We start from the raw sequence: 13,133 nt of genomic DNA on the forward strand, positions 1-13,133 counted from the left end.
CTGTCCCGCGCTCCGCGCGTGCGCGACCATGGGTGCGTAGAGAGACGACGCCGAGAGAAAGAAGGCTGACCGTCATGGCACAGCAGGTGCAAGGTGTGATCGCGCGAGCCAAGGGCGCACCGGTGGCGATCGAGACGATCACGGTGCCGGATCCGGGGCCGGGCGAGGCCGTCGTGAAGATCCAGGCGTGCGGCGTCTGCCACACCGACTTGCACTACCGGGAGGGCGGGATCAACGACGAGTTCCCGTTCCTGCTCGGGCACGAGGCGGCGGGCGTCGTGGAATCGGTGGGCGAGGGAGTGAGCGAGGTCGCCCCCGGCGACTTCGTGATCCTCAACTGGCGTGCGGTGTGCGGCCAGTGCCGTGCCTGTCGGCGCGGCCGGCCCCAGTACTGTTTCGCCACGCACAACGCGAAGCAGAAGATGACTCTCGCCGACGGCACCGAGCTCAGCCCCGCGCTCGGCATCGGCGCGTTCGCCGAGAAGACCCTGGTCGCCGCCGGACAGTGCACCAAGGTCGACCCGGCCGCCTCGCCGGCCGCGGCCGGTCTGCTCGGCTGCGGTGTGATGGCGGGCCTCGGCGCCGCCATCAACACCGGTGAGGTCGGACGGGGCGACTCCGTCGCCGTCATCGGCTGCGGCGGCGTCGGGAACGCGTCGGTGGTCGGGGCCCGGCTGGCCGGCGCCGCGAAGATCATCGCCGTCGACATCGACGACAAGAAGCTGGAGACGGCCCGCTCGCTCGGCGCGACGCACACCGTCAACTCCCGCTCCACCGACCCGATCGAGGCCGTGCGCCAGCTCACCGGCGGCTTCGGCGCGGACGTGGTCATCGACGCGGTCGGCCGCCCGGAGACCTATGAACAGGCCTTCTACGCACGCGACCTGGCGGGCACGGTGGTCCTCGTCGGTGTGCCCACGCCCGAGATGCGGCTCGAACTGCCCCTGCTCGACGTGTTCGGACGCGGTGGCGCGCTCAAGTCGTCCTGGTACGGCGACTGCCTGCCCTCCCGCGACTTCCCGATGCTCATCGACCTCTATCTGCAAGGACGTCTCGACCTCGACGCGTTCGTCACCGAGACCATCGCGCTCGAGGACGTGGAGAAGGCGTTCGAGCGGATGCACCACGGCGACGTGCTCCGCTCGGTGGTGATGTTCTGATGGCCGGCTCCACGGACGGCGGCGCCCGCATCGAGCACCTCGTCACCTCCGGCACGTTCTCCCTCGACGGCGGCACTTGGGACGTCGACAACAACGTGTGGATCGTCGGTGACGACTCCGAGGCCGTCGTGATCGACGCGGCGCACGACGCCGACGCCATCGCCGCGGCCGTCGGGGACCGACGCCTCGTCGCGATCGTCTGCACCCACGCCCACGACGACCACATCGACGCCGCGCCCGCGCTCGCCGCGCGGACCGGAGCGCCGATCCTGCTGCACCCCGCCGACACGGAGCTGTGGAAGCGGACGCACCCGGACCGCGCACCCGACGCCGAGCTGGCGGACGGGCAGCGAGTGAGCGTCGCGGGCGTCGAGCTGACGGTCCTGCACACCCCGGGGCACTGCCACGGGGCGGTCAGCCTGTACGCGCCCGCGCTCGGGACCGTCTTCACGGGGGACACCCTGTTCCAGGGCGGTCCCGGGGCGACCGGGCGCACGTTCAGCGACTTCCCGACCATCGTCGAGTCCATCCGCGAACGGCTGCTGACCCTGCCGGCCGAGACCGTCGTCCGCACCGGGCACGGTGACAGCACGACGATCGGGGCGGAGGCTCCGCACCTGGAGGAGTGGATCGCCCGCGGCCACTGAGCCAGGGCACCGGACACGTCGGGCCGGACGGCAGGCCGAGCGCTGCCGCCCGGCCCGACGAAGTCTCTCCCCGTCACGCCTTCGGGCCCGAATGGCGGAGGACCCGTCAGGACGGCGTCAGCACCGCGCGCACCGTCTTGCCGCCCCGCGGATCGGGCTCGATGCTCCACCGCTCGGCGAGTGCGTGGACCAGAGCGATGCCACGGCCCGACTCGGCCGAGTCCGACGCGGGCTTGAGACGGGGCAGGCCCGGACCGTCGTCGTGCACCGCCACGGTCAGCTCGCCCGCGTCGAGCCGCAGACTCATCCGGCAGCGGCTGTGCGACGCCCGGTTGGCGTTGGTGACGAGCTCCGACACCACCAGTTCGGCGTCCGCCGCCGTCTCGCCCGGGCGCCCGGCCAGGAACGACCTGGTCAGGCGACGGGCCCAGCGAGCAGCGCCGGTGCCGTGCGGCATCAGGTACTCCACGCGTGCGGCACGCCGTTCGGCGCCCCTGGACGCACGCATGTCGATCACTTCCTCTCGTTGTCTCCTGCATGGGTCTTGTCCCGGTAACGAGCCCCATTCCCGCGGAACATGATCCGCAAGCGGCTCTGCTCCTTCGGTCCCGCCAGCGCGTGGTACCCGCGACCGATGCGCCGGCCGACCAGGAGGTACGCGATCAGCGCGCCCGCCGTGTTGAGGATGACGTCGTCGATGTCGAACGCACGGCCCTGGACGAGGGCGCCCTGCGCCAGCTCCACGAGCACCATGACCGTCCCGGTCAGCAGCAGGACCCGCACCATCCGCATCCGGCGCGCCACGAGCACCGGCAGCAACAGCCCGAACGGCGCCCCGAGCAGAAGATTTCCGCCGATCTGCTTGCACGCGCCCAGGAAGGTGTACGACTCCGCGTACTGCCGCAGCGAGGCGCCGGGCCGCAGATTGGACCCGGCGATCTGGTCGGACGCCGGCGACGGGGTGAGCGTGAGCCGGGCCAGCACGGCGGAGAACAGCACGAGGCCGAGAAACGCGACGAGCGCGACCACGGCCCGTACGAGCATCCGCCCCCAGCGTCTCGTGGGGGTCCGCTCCGCCTTCGTGGGCCGTGCCGTCACCGTTGTCATGAACTGCATGTGCCCCGGCAATGCGGGATCACGCGGAGTGACCGTGCGTCAGTCTCCCTCGCTGGGGTGCGCCAGCGTGTCCAGGAACCGCTTCAGCGCGGGCGAGGACGCGTCGGCCCCGCAGCGCGCCCGGTCGACCTGCGGTATCGACAACTTCCCGAAGTGCAGGGCCTGGGCCTCGATCGCCTCCGTCAAGTGCAGTTGTTCGAGAGCTCGTTCGGCAGCCGTGCGGCACACGTACTCGACGACCGTCACGCCCAGATGATCGGCGTGCCTGCTGACCGCGTCGTATTCGTCGGGCGTGAAGAGCTCCCGCAGAAGCGCAGTACCGTCCATGGCGGGCATGATGCCTCTCCGGATCCCGGCGCGGGGGCGGATGGCATATTCACCCCTCGTTCGCGTGGAGTTGGGACATGCGGGTGGCTCAGAAGCGGTCGGGGTGCGCGGCGGCCCAGTCGGCGGCCCAGGACGCGGGCGGTTCGTCGAGCAGCCGGCCCGGCTCCAGCCACTCGTAGAGCCGCGCGTACGAGAGCACCTCGTGCGGCGCGATACGGCGCATCAGCAGGTCGGGGCGGAGCTGCCGGGGGTCCTGGACCCCCATCGCCGCCATGATCTGCGCCGCGCTGCGCACCGTCGCCCGCTGGTAGTCGCGGACCCGGGCGGCCTTGTCGGCGACGTCCAACGCCCGGGCGCGGCGCGGGTCCTGGGTGGCGACCCCTACCGGGCAGGTGTTGGTGTGACAGCGCTGCGCCTGGATGCAGCCGACCGCGAACATCATGGCGCGGGCCGCGTTCGTGAAGTCGGCGCCCTGAAGCAGGCGCTTGACGATGTCGGCGCCGGTGGCGACCTTGCCGCTCGCGCCGATCCGGATCCGGGGCCGCAGTCCCGTCCCCACCAGGGCGTTGTGTACCGTGATCAGCCCTTCGGTGAGCGGCGCGCCGAGGTGGTCGGCGAACTCGAGCGGCGCGGCGCCCGTGCCGCCCTCCGCGCCGTCCACGATCACGAAGTCCGGCGTCACCCCCTCCTCGAGCATCGCCTTGCACACCGAGAGGAACTGGACCCGGGAGCCCACGCACAGCTTGAACCCGACCGGTTTGCCGCCGGTGAGGCTTCTCAGTTCGGCCAGGAAGAGCACCAGTTGGCGTGGCGTGCCGAACTCCCGGTGGTACGGCGGGGAGATCACCGTCTCGCCCTCGGGCACGTCCCGCACGCGCGCGATCTCCGCGGTCACCTTGCCGCCCGGCAGCACCCCGCCGATACCCGGCTTGGCGCCCTGCGACAGCTTCAGCGACACACATCTGACCTGCGCGCGGGCCGCCTTGTCGGCGAACTCGGCGCGGTCGAAACCGCCGTCGGCGGTGCGGCACCCGAAGTAGCCCGTGCCGATCTCCCAGATCAGATCGCCGCCGGGCGCCAGATGGTGGTCGGACAGGCCGCCCTCGCCGGTGTCGTGCGCGAACCCGCCCAGGGCGGCGCCCTTGTTCAGGGCCCGGATCGCGGGCGCCGACAGAGCACCGAAGCTCATCGCCGAGACGTTCAGGAGCGCCATGTCGTACGGCTGCGTGCAGTCGGGCCCGCCGATCCGCACACGGGGAGGCTGCTCGGGCGTGTCGCGCGGGCGCATCGACGGCACCAGGTACTCGTACCCCTCCTCGTACACGTCCCGTTCCGTGCCGAACGGCTCCTCCGCCTCCTCGCCCTTCGCCCGCTCGTAGACGATGCTGCGCACGTCCCGGTCGTAGGGCCGCCCGTCGTAGTTGCGCTCCACGAAGTACTGCTGGACCTCGGGGCGCAGGGCCTCCATCAGGAAGCGGAGACGGCCGAGCAGCGGGTAGTTCCGCAGCACCGAGTGGCGGGGCTGGGCCAGGTCCCGCACCCCGAGCGCGGCGAGCGCGAGCAGCGGGCCCGCCGCGCACCACCACCAGGGCGAGAGCAGCAGCGACAGGACCAGCGTCCCGGCCGCACCGGCGACGACGAACAGGAACACGAGAAAACGGCGCACCCGGCGAGTCAATCGCACCGGGGACCACACGGCTCGCCGACGACACCGGGCGATGGGGTGGACCCCCACCGACGATCTCCGATAAGTTAGGCAAGGCTTACCTAATGGAGGTTCGGGATGGGTGTCCGACAGATCGCTAGCGCCGTGCCCACCACGGCGGTCCGCGCACGCTCCGTACTCGCCGCCGCGTGGACCTGCGGCGTCACCACCGACGTGGGACAGGACGACCTCGTCGGCGCGCACTGCGTCACCGACGGCGGCACCGTCCGGATCGCGCCGCCCCCGGACAGCGTGCTCGCCGCCGCCGTTCTCTGCTCACCGCACGGCAGGCCCACGGCCCTCCTGGAGTTCGCCGACGCCGCCCCCGTCCCGGTGCGCGACCGGGTCCGCGCCCGGCTGTGGCTGTCGGGCGAACTCGTGCCCGAGGGCCCCATCGGCTCGGAGATGGTGCTGCACCTGCGGCGCGCCGTGCTGCAGACCCGCACCGAACGCATCGGCGTCGAACTCGACGAACTCGCCGCGGCCGCACCCGATCCGCTGGCCCTCGCCGAGCCCCGCCTGCTGACGCATCTCGCCGACGCACACCCCGAGGCCATCGAGCAGCTCACCCGGCTCATCACCCCCGACAGCCTGCACGGCGTCGTCCGCGTCCAGCCGCTCGCCGTCGACCGGCACGGCCTGACGCTGCGTCTGGAGCGCACCCGCGGACAGGCCGACGTGCGTATCCCGTTCCACAGCCCCGCCGACGACCTGACGGCGCTCACCGAGCGCATGCACTGCCTGCTCGCCTCGGCCCAGGCGGTCAGCCGCCGCCGGAGGTGACCGTCTCCCGCTCGGCCGGCCGCTCGGCACCGGGCCGCGGCCGGGGCCGCCGGAACGCCCAGTCCATGCGCGGCTCGACCACGAAGTGGAAGACCCGTCGCACCGGATTCGTGCAGAGCAGAGTGATGCCGGTGACCGCCGTCGCCGTCACCGTCAGCTCACCTGCCGGGGTGTGCAGCCACGGATGGTCGTACCAGCCCCCGAAGCGCGAGGACTTGATGACGAAACCGTGCAGCAGATACGCGTAGATGGTCCCGGTCCCCAGGGCCGTGAACCACAGCCTGCGCCCCGGCACCCACGCCAGGAAGCAGGCGGTGAGCACGAGCGCGAGGACGAACAGGGTGGGTGTCGCGAACAGCCCCGCCCACGCGGGCACCCCGCGGCCCACCACGCTGCCGCGGTGATAGAACCAGCCCGCGTCGAACCACGGCGCCACCCAGTACGCCGCCCCCACCGCGACCAGCGCCACCGGCGCCGCCGCCGCGCGCACCCGCCAGGTGCGCAGCCGCGCGAAGTGCTCGGGCCGCAGCACCAGACCCACCACGAAGAACGGCAGGAACTGGATCACCCGCTGCAGGGCCAGGTCGCCGCCCGCGTCCGGCATCATCGACACGCCCGTCGCCAGCGCGAGCGACACGGGCACGGGGTGACGCATCTGCAGCCACAGCGGCGTCGAGAGCCGCCAGATGAACAAGGCGGCCAGGAACCACATCAGATACCAGGGGTCCAGCAGGCTGATCGGATACCCGGGATCGTCCTGCGCCCACCGGTAGAACAGCGTGTACGCGACCTCGAAGACGACGTACGGCACGACGACCCCGGTCACCAGCCGCTTCAGCCGCCCCGGAGCCATGTCGAAACTGCGGGAGAAGTACCCCGACACCAGCGCGAACGCCGGCATGTGGAAGGCGTACACGGTGAGGTACACCGCCGTCACCGCGCGACTGCCGTACGTCAGCGGTTCCCATGCGTGCCCGCACGCGACGAGCACGATGGTCAGGAACTTCACGTTGTCGAAGTACGACTCGCGTGCCTTGCCGCCGCCCGATGCCCCTTGCGCTGCCTGCCGTTCCATGGTGCCCCCGCGCCCCTCCTCGAGCTGATCCACGCCCCCCCGCCTGCCCGACACCGACGGTTCCATTACTCATGCCGTGACACAAGCGCCTTGACGTGACGCGTGAGACATAAGGGGATCCGGCCGCAGAACGACCACAACGGTGCCGGAGAGCCGAACGGGCTCCCGGTGACGCATTCGAGAGCGTCACCGGGAGCCCATCAGGAGAGCTGTGCCGCCGGGGCGGAGGCGGCTCACACGGCGGTGTAGGCGCCGTCCACCAGGTGGTAGCTGCCCGCGATGAACGAGGCGCGGTCCGAGAGCAGGAACGCGATCAGCTCGGCGACCTCCTCGGACTGCCCGAGCCGGCCCGCCGGGTGCAGGGAGACGAGCCCGTCGTAGGCGGCCTTGTCCATCTCCTTGAGCAGCGGGGTCTCGATGAAGCCCGGGCCGACCGCGTTGACGCGGACGCCCTTCGCCGCGTACTCGGCGGCGGCCGCCTTCGTCAGGCCGACCACGCCGTGCTTGGCGGCGACATAGGCGGGGGAGCCCGCGAAGCCGACCGAGCCGAGGATCGAGGCGACGTTCACGATCGCGCCGCCCTGGCCCGCGGCCTCGATGACGGGGAGTTCGTAGCGCATCGAGTAGAAGACGCCGTCGAGGTTCGTGCGGACGACCCGGTTGTACACGTCGATGTCGTACTCGCCGGTGGGGGCGCTGGCGCCGCCGATACCGGCGTTGTTCACGGCCAGGTCGAGTCCGCCGAACGTGTCGACGGCGAACTGCACGGCCGCCTCGACGGAGGCGGGCTGCGTCACGTCGAGCGCGACGGCCGCGGCCTCGACGCCCTCGCCCTTCAGCGTCTCGGCGGCCTCCTTCGCGCCCTGCTCGTTGTAGTCGGCGATGACGACGTTCGCGCCGCCGTGGCCCAGGCGGCGGGCGGTGGCCAGGCCGATGCCGGAGGCGGCGCCGGTGACCAGGGCGGTCTTTCCGGCGAACTCGGCGGCGTACTCGGTGATCTGACCGGTGGTGGGGGTGGTGCTCATGGTGCGTGTCACTCTCTGGTTGCGATGTCGGAGGTCGCCGCCGATCGGGCGGCCTCCCCGATGAGGGCGTCGTAGGCCCGCGCCACCAGATCGGCGAGGTCCTCGGCGTCCGTGCCCGTGCCGCCGCGCGCCCAGGTGCGCAGCGCGGCGGTCAGCACGCCGGCGGCGGCACCGACGACGACCTCGGGACGCAGGTCCCGGGCCGGGTCGGTGCCGAGCCGGTCGGCGATGATGCGGACGGACTCGTCCTGGGCGTCGACCCGGATCCGCTCGTACGCGGCGAACAGGGCGGGTTCCTCGTCCACGGCGGCGTACAGCTCGCGCAGCCGCGGGCGGTGGTGCCAGCCCGGGGTCTCCCGGTCGGCCAGCCAGTCCGCGACGGCCCTGCGGTACGCGAGGAGCGGGGGTTCGTCCCCGGGCCGGGCGCGCAGCGCCGCGTTGATGCGGGCGCCGTCCGCGCGGGTGAAGTCCAGTGCCGCGTCCTCCTTGCCGGCGAAGTGCCGGCTGAAGGTGCGGCGCGTGACGTCCGCGCGCTCGGCGATCGCCTCGACGGTCACGTCCCCGAGCCCACGCTCGAGCACCAGCTCGACGGCCGCCTCCGCCAGCGCCTCACGCGTCCGGCGGGCCTTGACCTGTCGACGGTCCTCGGGGAGCCGGGTGGGAGTGGGCTCGTTCGCCTTCATGCCCCCAGGGTACACCTTTGTGTCCCGGTGGGACATGAGTCCCGGCGGGACATTCTTGGCTCAGCCGTGCCAGTGGCCGTGCAGGGCTGCCGTGGTGAACCCGGGGCCGTAGGCGACCATCGTGCCGCGGGAGCCCGGCGCGGGGGGTTCGTCGTGTGTGCGCTCCAATATGCGGAGCACGCTCGGTGCGCCCAGGTTCCCTTCGTCGGCCAGGGTGGCCGTCGAGTGACGCGCGTCGACCCCGGACAGGCCGAGCGCCGCCGCCGTGTCGGCGATGATGCGGGGGCTGCCTGGATGAATGACGGGAAAGTCGGTGTGCCGAGGGCCGAGCCACGTGACCAGTGACGGCAGGACGTCGTCCGCGGCCGTCAGCGCCTCCTTGGTGGAGTCGAAGTGGAAACCGTCAGCGGCGATGCGCCCGCTGTAGCGGTCGACGCTTTCCGGGAGGAGGTACTCGAAGCTGTCCTCGATCGCCAGGCCCGGCGTCAGGGGTTGCGAGGTGACGACGGCGGCGGAAGCCGAGTCGCCGAAGAGGACCTTGTAGACCATCGACTGCATGCTGGTGTCGCCGTGGTGGTAGACGCCGGAGATCGCCTCGGCCCCGACGACGAGCACCTTGGCGGACGGTCGAGCGGTGACGTGGTCGGCCGCCAGTATCAGGGCCTGGGTGCCGCCTGCGCAGGCCAGTGTGGTCAGGGCCAGGCGGCGGACCGTGGGACGCAGCCCCAGCCGCCCCGCGAGATGCACGTCGAGATTCGGCACGGACCACCCCGTGGAGTGGGAGGTGATGACGGCATCGATGTCGAGCGCCGTGAGCCCGGCCGAGTCGAGTGCCGCTGCGGCGGCCCTCTCCGCCAGGTCCAGGGCGTCCTGGAAAGTGGCTCGAGCACGTTCGCCGACATCGGCGGTGCCCGACACGGTCGGTGACTGCAGCGGCCTGGCGAAGAACCGTGTGCGGACACCGCAGTTGTTCACCACGCGCACGATGGCGCCGAGGCGCGGATGCTCGGCGTGGTGGGAGCGGATGTCGTCGACTATCTCGGCGGTACTGATCTTGTGGGCACCGAAGACTGTCCGAGGTCTGGATATGTAGGCGGGCACGGAGCGACTCCCACTTGGCTGAGATGGGGTGTGGGGGGTAGCGCTCAACGTACTTCACGGTAGTGGAGTGCTGACCAGGGCCTGCGCTCAGGTGAACCGGAGGTTGGGCGCCCGCAAGTGTGATCGCTGGGCCCCGGGGTGGAACACGAGGATGATCAGGCGGGCCCCGGGAGCCGTGAGCGGCTGCGCCGCGCACGTGGTGACCCAGCCCGGTCCCCGCTCCGCGTGCAGCAGCGGACGCTCGTCTCCGTCGGGGTGGACGGATGCGCCACCTGCCTCGTACATCTGGGCCGTCTCCTGGTCGGCGAGGATCTCCTTCTCGATCTGGAGCAACGTGTCGTCGTCCGGCCGTGACGCGATCGCCGCGCGCAACTGAGGCATGACCAGAGGGGCCCACGCCGTGTGCCAATCCGTGAGGGACGAGCGCGCTTCCCGGTCGAGCAGCATCCAGCGCATGGTGTTCGACGGCACGCGCTGTCCCGGGAACAGCCTCGCGAACGGCTCGTTGCAGGCCAGCAGATCCCACGACGCGTCCGTGACGTAGGCCATGTGACCGATGCTCTCCACCGCTTCCTGCCAGACGCCCGGGACCTCCTTGCCCGACGAAAGGTGCAGAGGCCCAGGAGGATCCTGCAGCACGGCGTATCTGCAGAGCAGCACCCATTCCGTCTCGTTGAGGCCGAAAAGGTGCGCCACGTCGCGCAGGAGATCGGTCGGCGGATTCGGGTAACTCCCCGACTCCAGCCGGTGATACGTCCCCAGCGTCCGGTGCAGCAACTGGTCGACCTGGTGCTGCGACAGGCCGGGCGCGCGGCGGCCCTGCCCGGTCGGGCGGGTGAAGCCGTGGGACTCGGGGGCTATGAGGGCGCGCCGTTCACGGAGCAGGGCGCGGAGCGCCTTCTTGTTCATGGTGGGTAATCCCTCTTCGTACACGCCGAGTTGAGCGTGAGCAGTCTAAATACTCCCATCGTCTTTGGTAATAAACATTGCCCGAAGAAAACGATCAGACGGTCCGTCATGATGGGGCATGCGGGGCTACCCACCTGCCGGTTTCATCGTCTGTGAGCACGTAGGCACAGCGATGTGGCACCTGTGCCAGGCCGCTCGAAAATGGCCGAAATTTCCCGGCGTCGGGTATCCCACGCGCCTTCGGGCTGTTTGCGGGAGAGAGCGGGACCGGGCCACCCAATTGTTCGATGTGGCCGGAAAATGCGTTGCACGACGCACGTCCCGCGCTGGCCCGTGAGCGGCACCCGGGGGTCACTGGCTGCGGCCGGTGCCGTCACTCGCCATTACGTAGCGGCCACGGCACCGGCCGCGCCCGGTCCTGTGCGACCGCCCCGGGCATACTCGGGCCCATGACCATACGAAGACCCCTCGCCGCTGCCTGTCTCGTGCTCACGACGGGCCTGTCCCTCGTCGGCTGCGGAGACGAGAAGGCCGCCGACACGGCCCGCGCCGTGGCCCCCTCGACACAGCCGCCCTCAACTCCGGCGCCGTCCGCGACCGCCGCCGACTGCGCGACTCCCACGGCCTCGGGCCCACCTGCCGAGCAGCCCTCGGCGGCCGGCGACGCCAACCCGAAGTACCGCGAGAACCATGCCTTCCAGAGCACGCTCGAACTCAAGGGCGCCTCCTTGTGCACGGCCCTCCGGGAGGAGGAGCGAGTGAAGGGGGCGCTCGCGAGACTTGCCGGTAAGGGCGGAGTGACCAGCACACAGGTCACGTCGGCCCTGACGAAACTCGGCTACGCGCCGGACAAGGTGAGCACGACGGGCAGCGGCGGCCTGGTGGCCTACGTCGTCGATCTCTCCCCGGTGTGCGTCGAGGGCTCCGTCGGCGACGTGGTGAACGTCGAGACGCACGGCGTGTACATCGAGGGCACCGGCTGCGTGAAGCCGCAGGGCGGGCACTGACCCCGGACCGGCGTCAGCCCTGCTTGGACATGCTGCGTACGTAGTCCTCGGCCGCCGCTTCCAGCCCGATGTCGTGCTGGGCGCGCTCCGACAGGTACCAGCGGTGCTCCAGCAGCTCGTGGTACAGCTCGGCCGGATCCGTCGGAGCCGGGAGACGGTCGCGGACCGCGCGGACCGTCGGCCGGAACACGTCGCGCACCCAGCGATGGGCGAGGACCTCGGGCCGGGCGCCCTGCGCGTCGTCCTGTGTCGCCATCCAGCTCTCCAGATCGCCGAGCAGCCGCCGCGCCTGGTTCTCCTCCGCGTCCAGGCCGGTGAGGCGCAGCAGCTGGCGCTGGTGGTGCCCGGCGTCGACGACCTTCGGCACGAACGTGACCGTGTCGCCGTGCGGCGAGCGCGATATCTGCATCTCGGCCACGTCGAAGCCCAGGTCGTTCAGCCGGCGGATGCGGCGCTCCATGTAGTGGTGCTTGCCCGCCGGGTACACCGACGTGCGGGTCAGCTCGCTCCACAGGTTCGTGTACCGCTGCCCGATCTCCGTGCCGAACTCGATCGGGTCGATGGACGGGTGCAGGGCCCCCGACGCCTCCAGGTCGAGCATCTCGCCGCTGATGTTCACCCGGGCCAGATCGATGTCGTACTCGCGCTGCCCCTGACTCAGCTTCGGATGCAGCTCGCCGGTCTCCGCGTCCACGAGGTACGCGGCGTACGCGCCCGCGTCGCGCCGGAAGAGGGTGTTGGAGAGCGAGCAGTCGCCCCACGCGAAACCGGCGAGATGCAGCCGGACCAGCAGCACGGCCAGCGCGTCCATCAGCCGGTGGACCGTGGACGGGCGCAGCGTCGTCTCGAACATGGAGCGGTAGGGCTGGGAGCCGCCCAGGAACCGGGTGATCAGCACCGGTTCGAGCGGGCTGCCGTCCGGCTGTTCGCGGCCCGTGACGACGGCCAGCGGGTCGACCGAGGGGATCCCCAGCCGGTCGAGGGTGCGCAGCAGTTCGTACTCGCGCAGGGCCGGTCGCTCGGCCAGCTCCTTCACGGCGACGACCTCGTCGCCGGCGCGCGCGTAGCGGACCACGTGTCGCGAGATGCCGCGCGGCAGCGGCACCAGGTACTCCTCGGGCCACTCCTCCAGCGGAATGTGCCACGGCAGGGCGAGCAGGAGCACCGGGTGCTCGGGGTTGGTGGCGCTGATCTGGAGCGGCATGGTCACCAGCGTAAAGGGCCCGAGCCAGGGCCCGTCATGCGTGGGAGGCGCTGGTGGGCGGCGTTCTTGAGTGCCCGGCACGCTGTCGCTCTTGGAGACCGACGCGCAGGGGGAGTGCGTCGTCCCGTCCCGACGAGGCCTGTTGCGGCCCGGCGTGCTCGACCTGTGCCGACGGCTGGGGCCGCCCGACGCCGCACCCGCGCGGTTCACCGCGGCACCCAGCCGGTGTACGCCGTCGACGACGGGCACGCCCCGACGCTGTTCCCCGCCGCGGCGGTCGGGGACGGCATGCGCGAGGCCCGCGTGCTGGAGTTCCTGCACGGCCGACTTCCCGTCGCCACGCCGGAGTTGCGCGCCGCGGGGGAGTGCGAGAACGCATGACGCTTCGCCG

The 13,133-nt window shown here is 71.3% G+C and carries 15 protein-coding genes; 5 read left to right on the forward strand and 10 right to left on the reverse strand.

The window, feature by feature from the left end:
* The first annotated feature begins 74 nt into the window (after positions 1-74).
* On the forward strand, positions 75-1,160 hold the full coding sequence (locus tag ACVHNB_RS17035) for an S-(hydroxymethyl)mycothiol dehydrogenase (protein ID WP_428950304.1): 1,086 nt from the start codon (positions 75-77) through the stop codon (positions 1,158-1,160).
* Entirely contained in the window at positions 1,160-1,807 is a 648-nt protein-coding gene (locus ACVHNB_RS17040) for an MBL fold metallo-hydrolase (protein ID WP_428950302.1), read from the forward strand. The genes ACVHNB_RS17035 and ACVHNB_RS17040 overlap by 1 nt, the downstream gene beginning before the upstream one ends.
* Before the next feature lie 106 nt (positions 1,808-1,913).
* Here ACVHNB_RS17040 and ACVHNB_RS17045 read toward each other — a convergent pair whose 3' ends face one another.
* From ACVHNB_RS17045 to ACVHNB_RS17060, 4 genes are all read right to left on the reverse strand, one after another.
* Positions 1,914-2,315 (reverse strand): ATP-binding protein, encoded by a 402-nt coding sequence (locus ACVHNB_RS17045; protein WP_428950301.1) that lies wholly within the window; start codon positions 2,313-2,315, stop codon positions 1,914-1,916.
* A gap of 5 nt (positions 2,316-2,320) precedes the next feature.
* A complete protein-coding gene (locus ACVHNB_RS17050; protein WP_456228509.1) occupies positions 2,321-2,923 on the reverse strand; it encodes a VanZ family protein in 603 nt (200 codons plus the stop codon).
* Positions 2,924-2,962: 39 nt separating this feature from the next.
* Positions 2,963-3,250 (reverse strand): hypothetical protein, encoded by a 288-nt coding sequence (locus ACVHNB_RS17055; protein ID WP_428950299.1) that lies wholly within the window; start codon positions 3,248-3,250, stop codon positions 2,963-2,965.
* A gap of 88 nt (positions 3,251-3,338) precedes the next feature.
* Entirely contained in the window at positions 3,339-4,901 is a 1,563-nt protein-coding gene (locus ACVHNB_RS17060) for an FMN-binding glutamate synthase family protein (protein WP_428957437.1), read from the reverse strand.
* Positions 4,902-5,033: 132 nt separating this feature from the next.
* Here ACVHNB_RS17060 and ACVHNB_RS17065 point away from each other — a divergent pair, with 132 nt between their 5' ends.
* Positions 5,034-5,738, forward strand: a complete 705-nt coding sequence (locus ACVHNB_RS17065) for a DUF2470 domain-containing protein (protein ID WP_456228510.1) — start codon at positions 5,034-5,036, stop codon at positions 5,736-5,738.
* Here the strand turns inward: ACVHNB_RS17065 and ACVHNB_RS17070 are convergent.
* The 5 genes from ACVHNB_RS17070 to ACVHNB_RS17090 form a co-directional block, all read right to left on the reverse strand.
* On the reverse strand, positions 5,719-6,813 hold the full coding sequence (locus ACVHNB_RS17070) for an acyltransferase family protein (protein ID WP_456228511.1): 1,095 nt from the start codon (positions 6,811-6,813) through the stop codon (positions 5,719-5,721). The two genes, ACVHNB_RS17065 and ACVHNB_RS17070, sit on opposite strands and share 20 nt — an antisense overlap.
* A gap of 233 nt (positions 6,814-7,046) precedes the next feature.
* Positions 7,047-7,838, reverse strand: coding sequence for an SDR family NAD(P)-dependent oxidoreductase (locus tag ACVHNB_RS17075; RefSeq protein WP_456228512.1), 792 nt, complete (start codon positions 7,836-7,838; stop codon positions 7,047-7,049).
* Between the two features lie 8 nt (positions 7,839-7,846).
* The gene (locus ACVHNB_RS17080) at positions 7,847-8,521 is read right to left on the reverse strand and encodes a TetR/AcrR family transcriptional regulator (protein WP_428950296.1); all 675 of its coding nucleotides are present in this window, start codon (positions 8,519-8,521) and stop codon (positions 7,847-7,849) included.
* A 60-nt stretch (positions 8,522-8,581) separates the two neighbouring features.
* Positions 8,582-9,622 carry a thiolase family protein gene (locus ACVHNB_RS17085; protein ID WP_428950295.1) on the reverse strand — a complete coding sequence of 347 codons (1,041 nt, stop codon included), beginning with the start codon at positions 9,620-9,622 and terminating at the stop codon, positions 8,582-8,584.
* Positions 9,623-9,709: 87 nt separating this feature from the next.
* Positions 9,710-10,531, reverse strand: a complete 822-nt coding sequence (locus ACVHNB_RS17090; RefSeq protein WP_428950294.1) for an MmyB family transcriptional regulator — start codon at positions 10,529-10,531, stop codon at positions 9,710-9,712.
* A 449-nt stretch (positions 10,532-10,980) separates the two neighbouring features.
* Between ACVHNB_RS17090 and ACVHNB_RS17095 the strand changes: the two genes are divergently transcribed.
* A complete protein-coding gene (locus tag ACVHNB_RS17095) occupies positions 10,981-11,538 on the forward strand; it encodes a hypothetical protein (protein WP_428950293.1) in 558 nt (185 codons plus the stop codon).
* Between the two features lie 13 nt (positions 11,539-11,551).
* On the opposite strand, the gene ACVHNB_RS17100 is transcribed toward ACVHNB_RS17095, so the two are convergent.
* Complete coding sequence (locus tag ACVHNB_RS17100) at positions 11,552-12,742, reverse strand: DUF4032 domain-containing protein (protein ID WP_456228513.1); 1,191 nt, start codon at positions 12,740-12,742, stop codon at positions 11,552-11,554.
* A gap of 165 nt (positions 12,743-12,907) precedes the next feature.
* Between ACVHNB_RS17100 and ACVHNB_RS17105 the strand changes: the two genes are divergently transcribed.
* Positions 12,908-13,123 (forward strand): hypothetical protein, encoded by a 216-nt coding sequence (locus tag ACVHNB_RS17105; protein ID WP_456228514.1) that lies wholly within the window; start codon positions 12,908-12,910, stop codon positions 13,121-13,123.
* The last annotated feature ends 10 nt before the right edge of the window (positions 13,124-13,133 follow it).

It is taken from the genome of Streptomyces sp. YJ-C3, assembly GCF_053891275.1.

What these genes read in the sequence shown, in the direction of transcription:
- ACVHNB_RS17035 (WP_428950304.1), top strand. Translation starts at nt 75, where the DNA reads ATGGCACAGCAGGTGCAAGGTGTGATCGCGCGAGCCAAGGGCGCACCG.
- ACVHNB_RS17040 (WP_428950302.1), top strand. Translation starts at nt 1,160, where the DNA reads ATGGCCGGCTCCACGGACGGCGGCGCCCGCATCGAGCACCTCGTCACC.
- ACVHNB_RS17045 (WP_428950301.1), bottom strand. Translation starts at nt 2,315, where the DNA reads ATGCGTGCGTCCAGGGGCGCCGAACGGCGTGCCGCACGCGTGGAGTAC.
- ACVHNB_RS17050 (WP_456228509.1), bottom strand. Translation starts at nt 2,923, where the DNA reads ATGCAGTTCATGACAACGGTGACGGCACGGCCCACGAAGGCGGAGCGG.
- ACVHNB_RS17055 (WP_428950299.1), bottom strand. Translation starts at nt 3,250, where the DNA reads ATGGACGGTACTGCGCTTCTGCGGGAGCTCTTCACGCCCGACGAATAC.
- ACVHNB_RS17065 (WP_456228510.1), top strand. Translation starts at nt 5,034, where the DNA reads ATGGGTGTCCGACAGATCGCTAGCGCCGTGCCCACCACGGCGGTCCGC.
- ACVHNB_RS17070 (WP_456228511.1), bottom strand. Translation starts at nt 6,813, where the DNA reads ATGGAACGGCAGGCAGCGCAAGGGGCATCGGGCGGCGGCAAGGCACGC.
- ACVHNB_RS17075 (WP_456228512.1), bottom strand. Translation starts at nt 7,838, where the DNA reads ATGAGCACCACCCCCACCACCGGTCAGATCACCGAGTACGCCGCCGAG.
- ACVHNB_RS17080 (WP_428950296.1), bottom strand. Translation starts at nt 8,521, where the DNA reads ATGAAGGCGAACGAGCCCACTCCCACCCGGCTCCCCGAGGACCGTCGA.
- ACVHNB_RS17090 (WP_428950294.1), bottom strand. Translation starts at nt 10,531, where the DNA reads ATGAACAAGAAGGCGCTCCGCGCCCTGCTCCGTGAACGGCGCGCCCTC.
- ACVHNB_RS17095 (WP_428950293.1), top strand. Translation starts at nt 10,981, where the DNA reads ATGACCATACGAAGACCCCTCGCCGCTGCCTGTCTCGTGCTCACGACG.
- ACVHNB_RS17100 (WP_456228513.1), bottom strand. Translation starts at nt 12,742, where the DNA reads ATGCCGCTCCAGATCAGCGCCACCAACCCCGAGCACCCGGTGCTCCTG.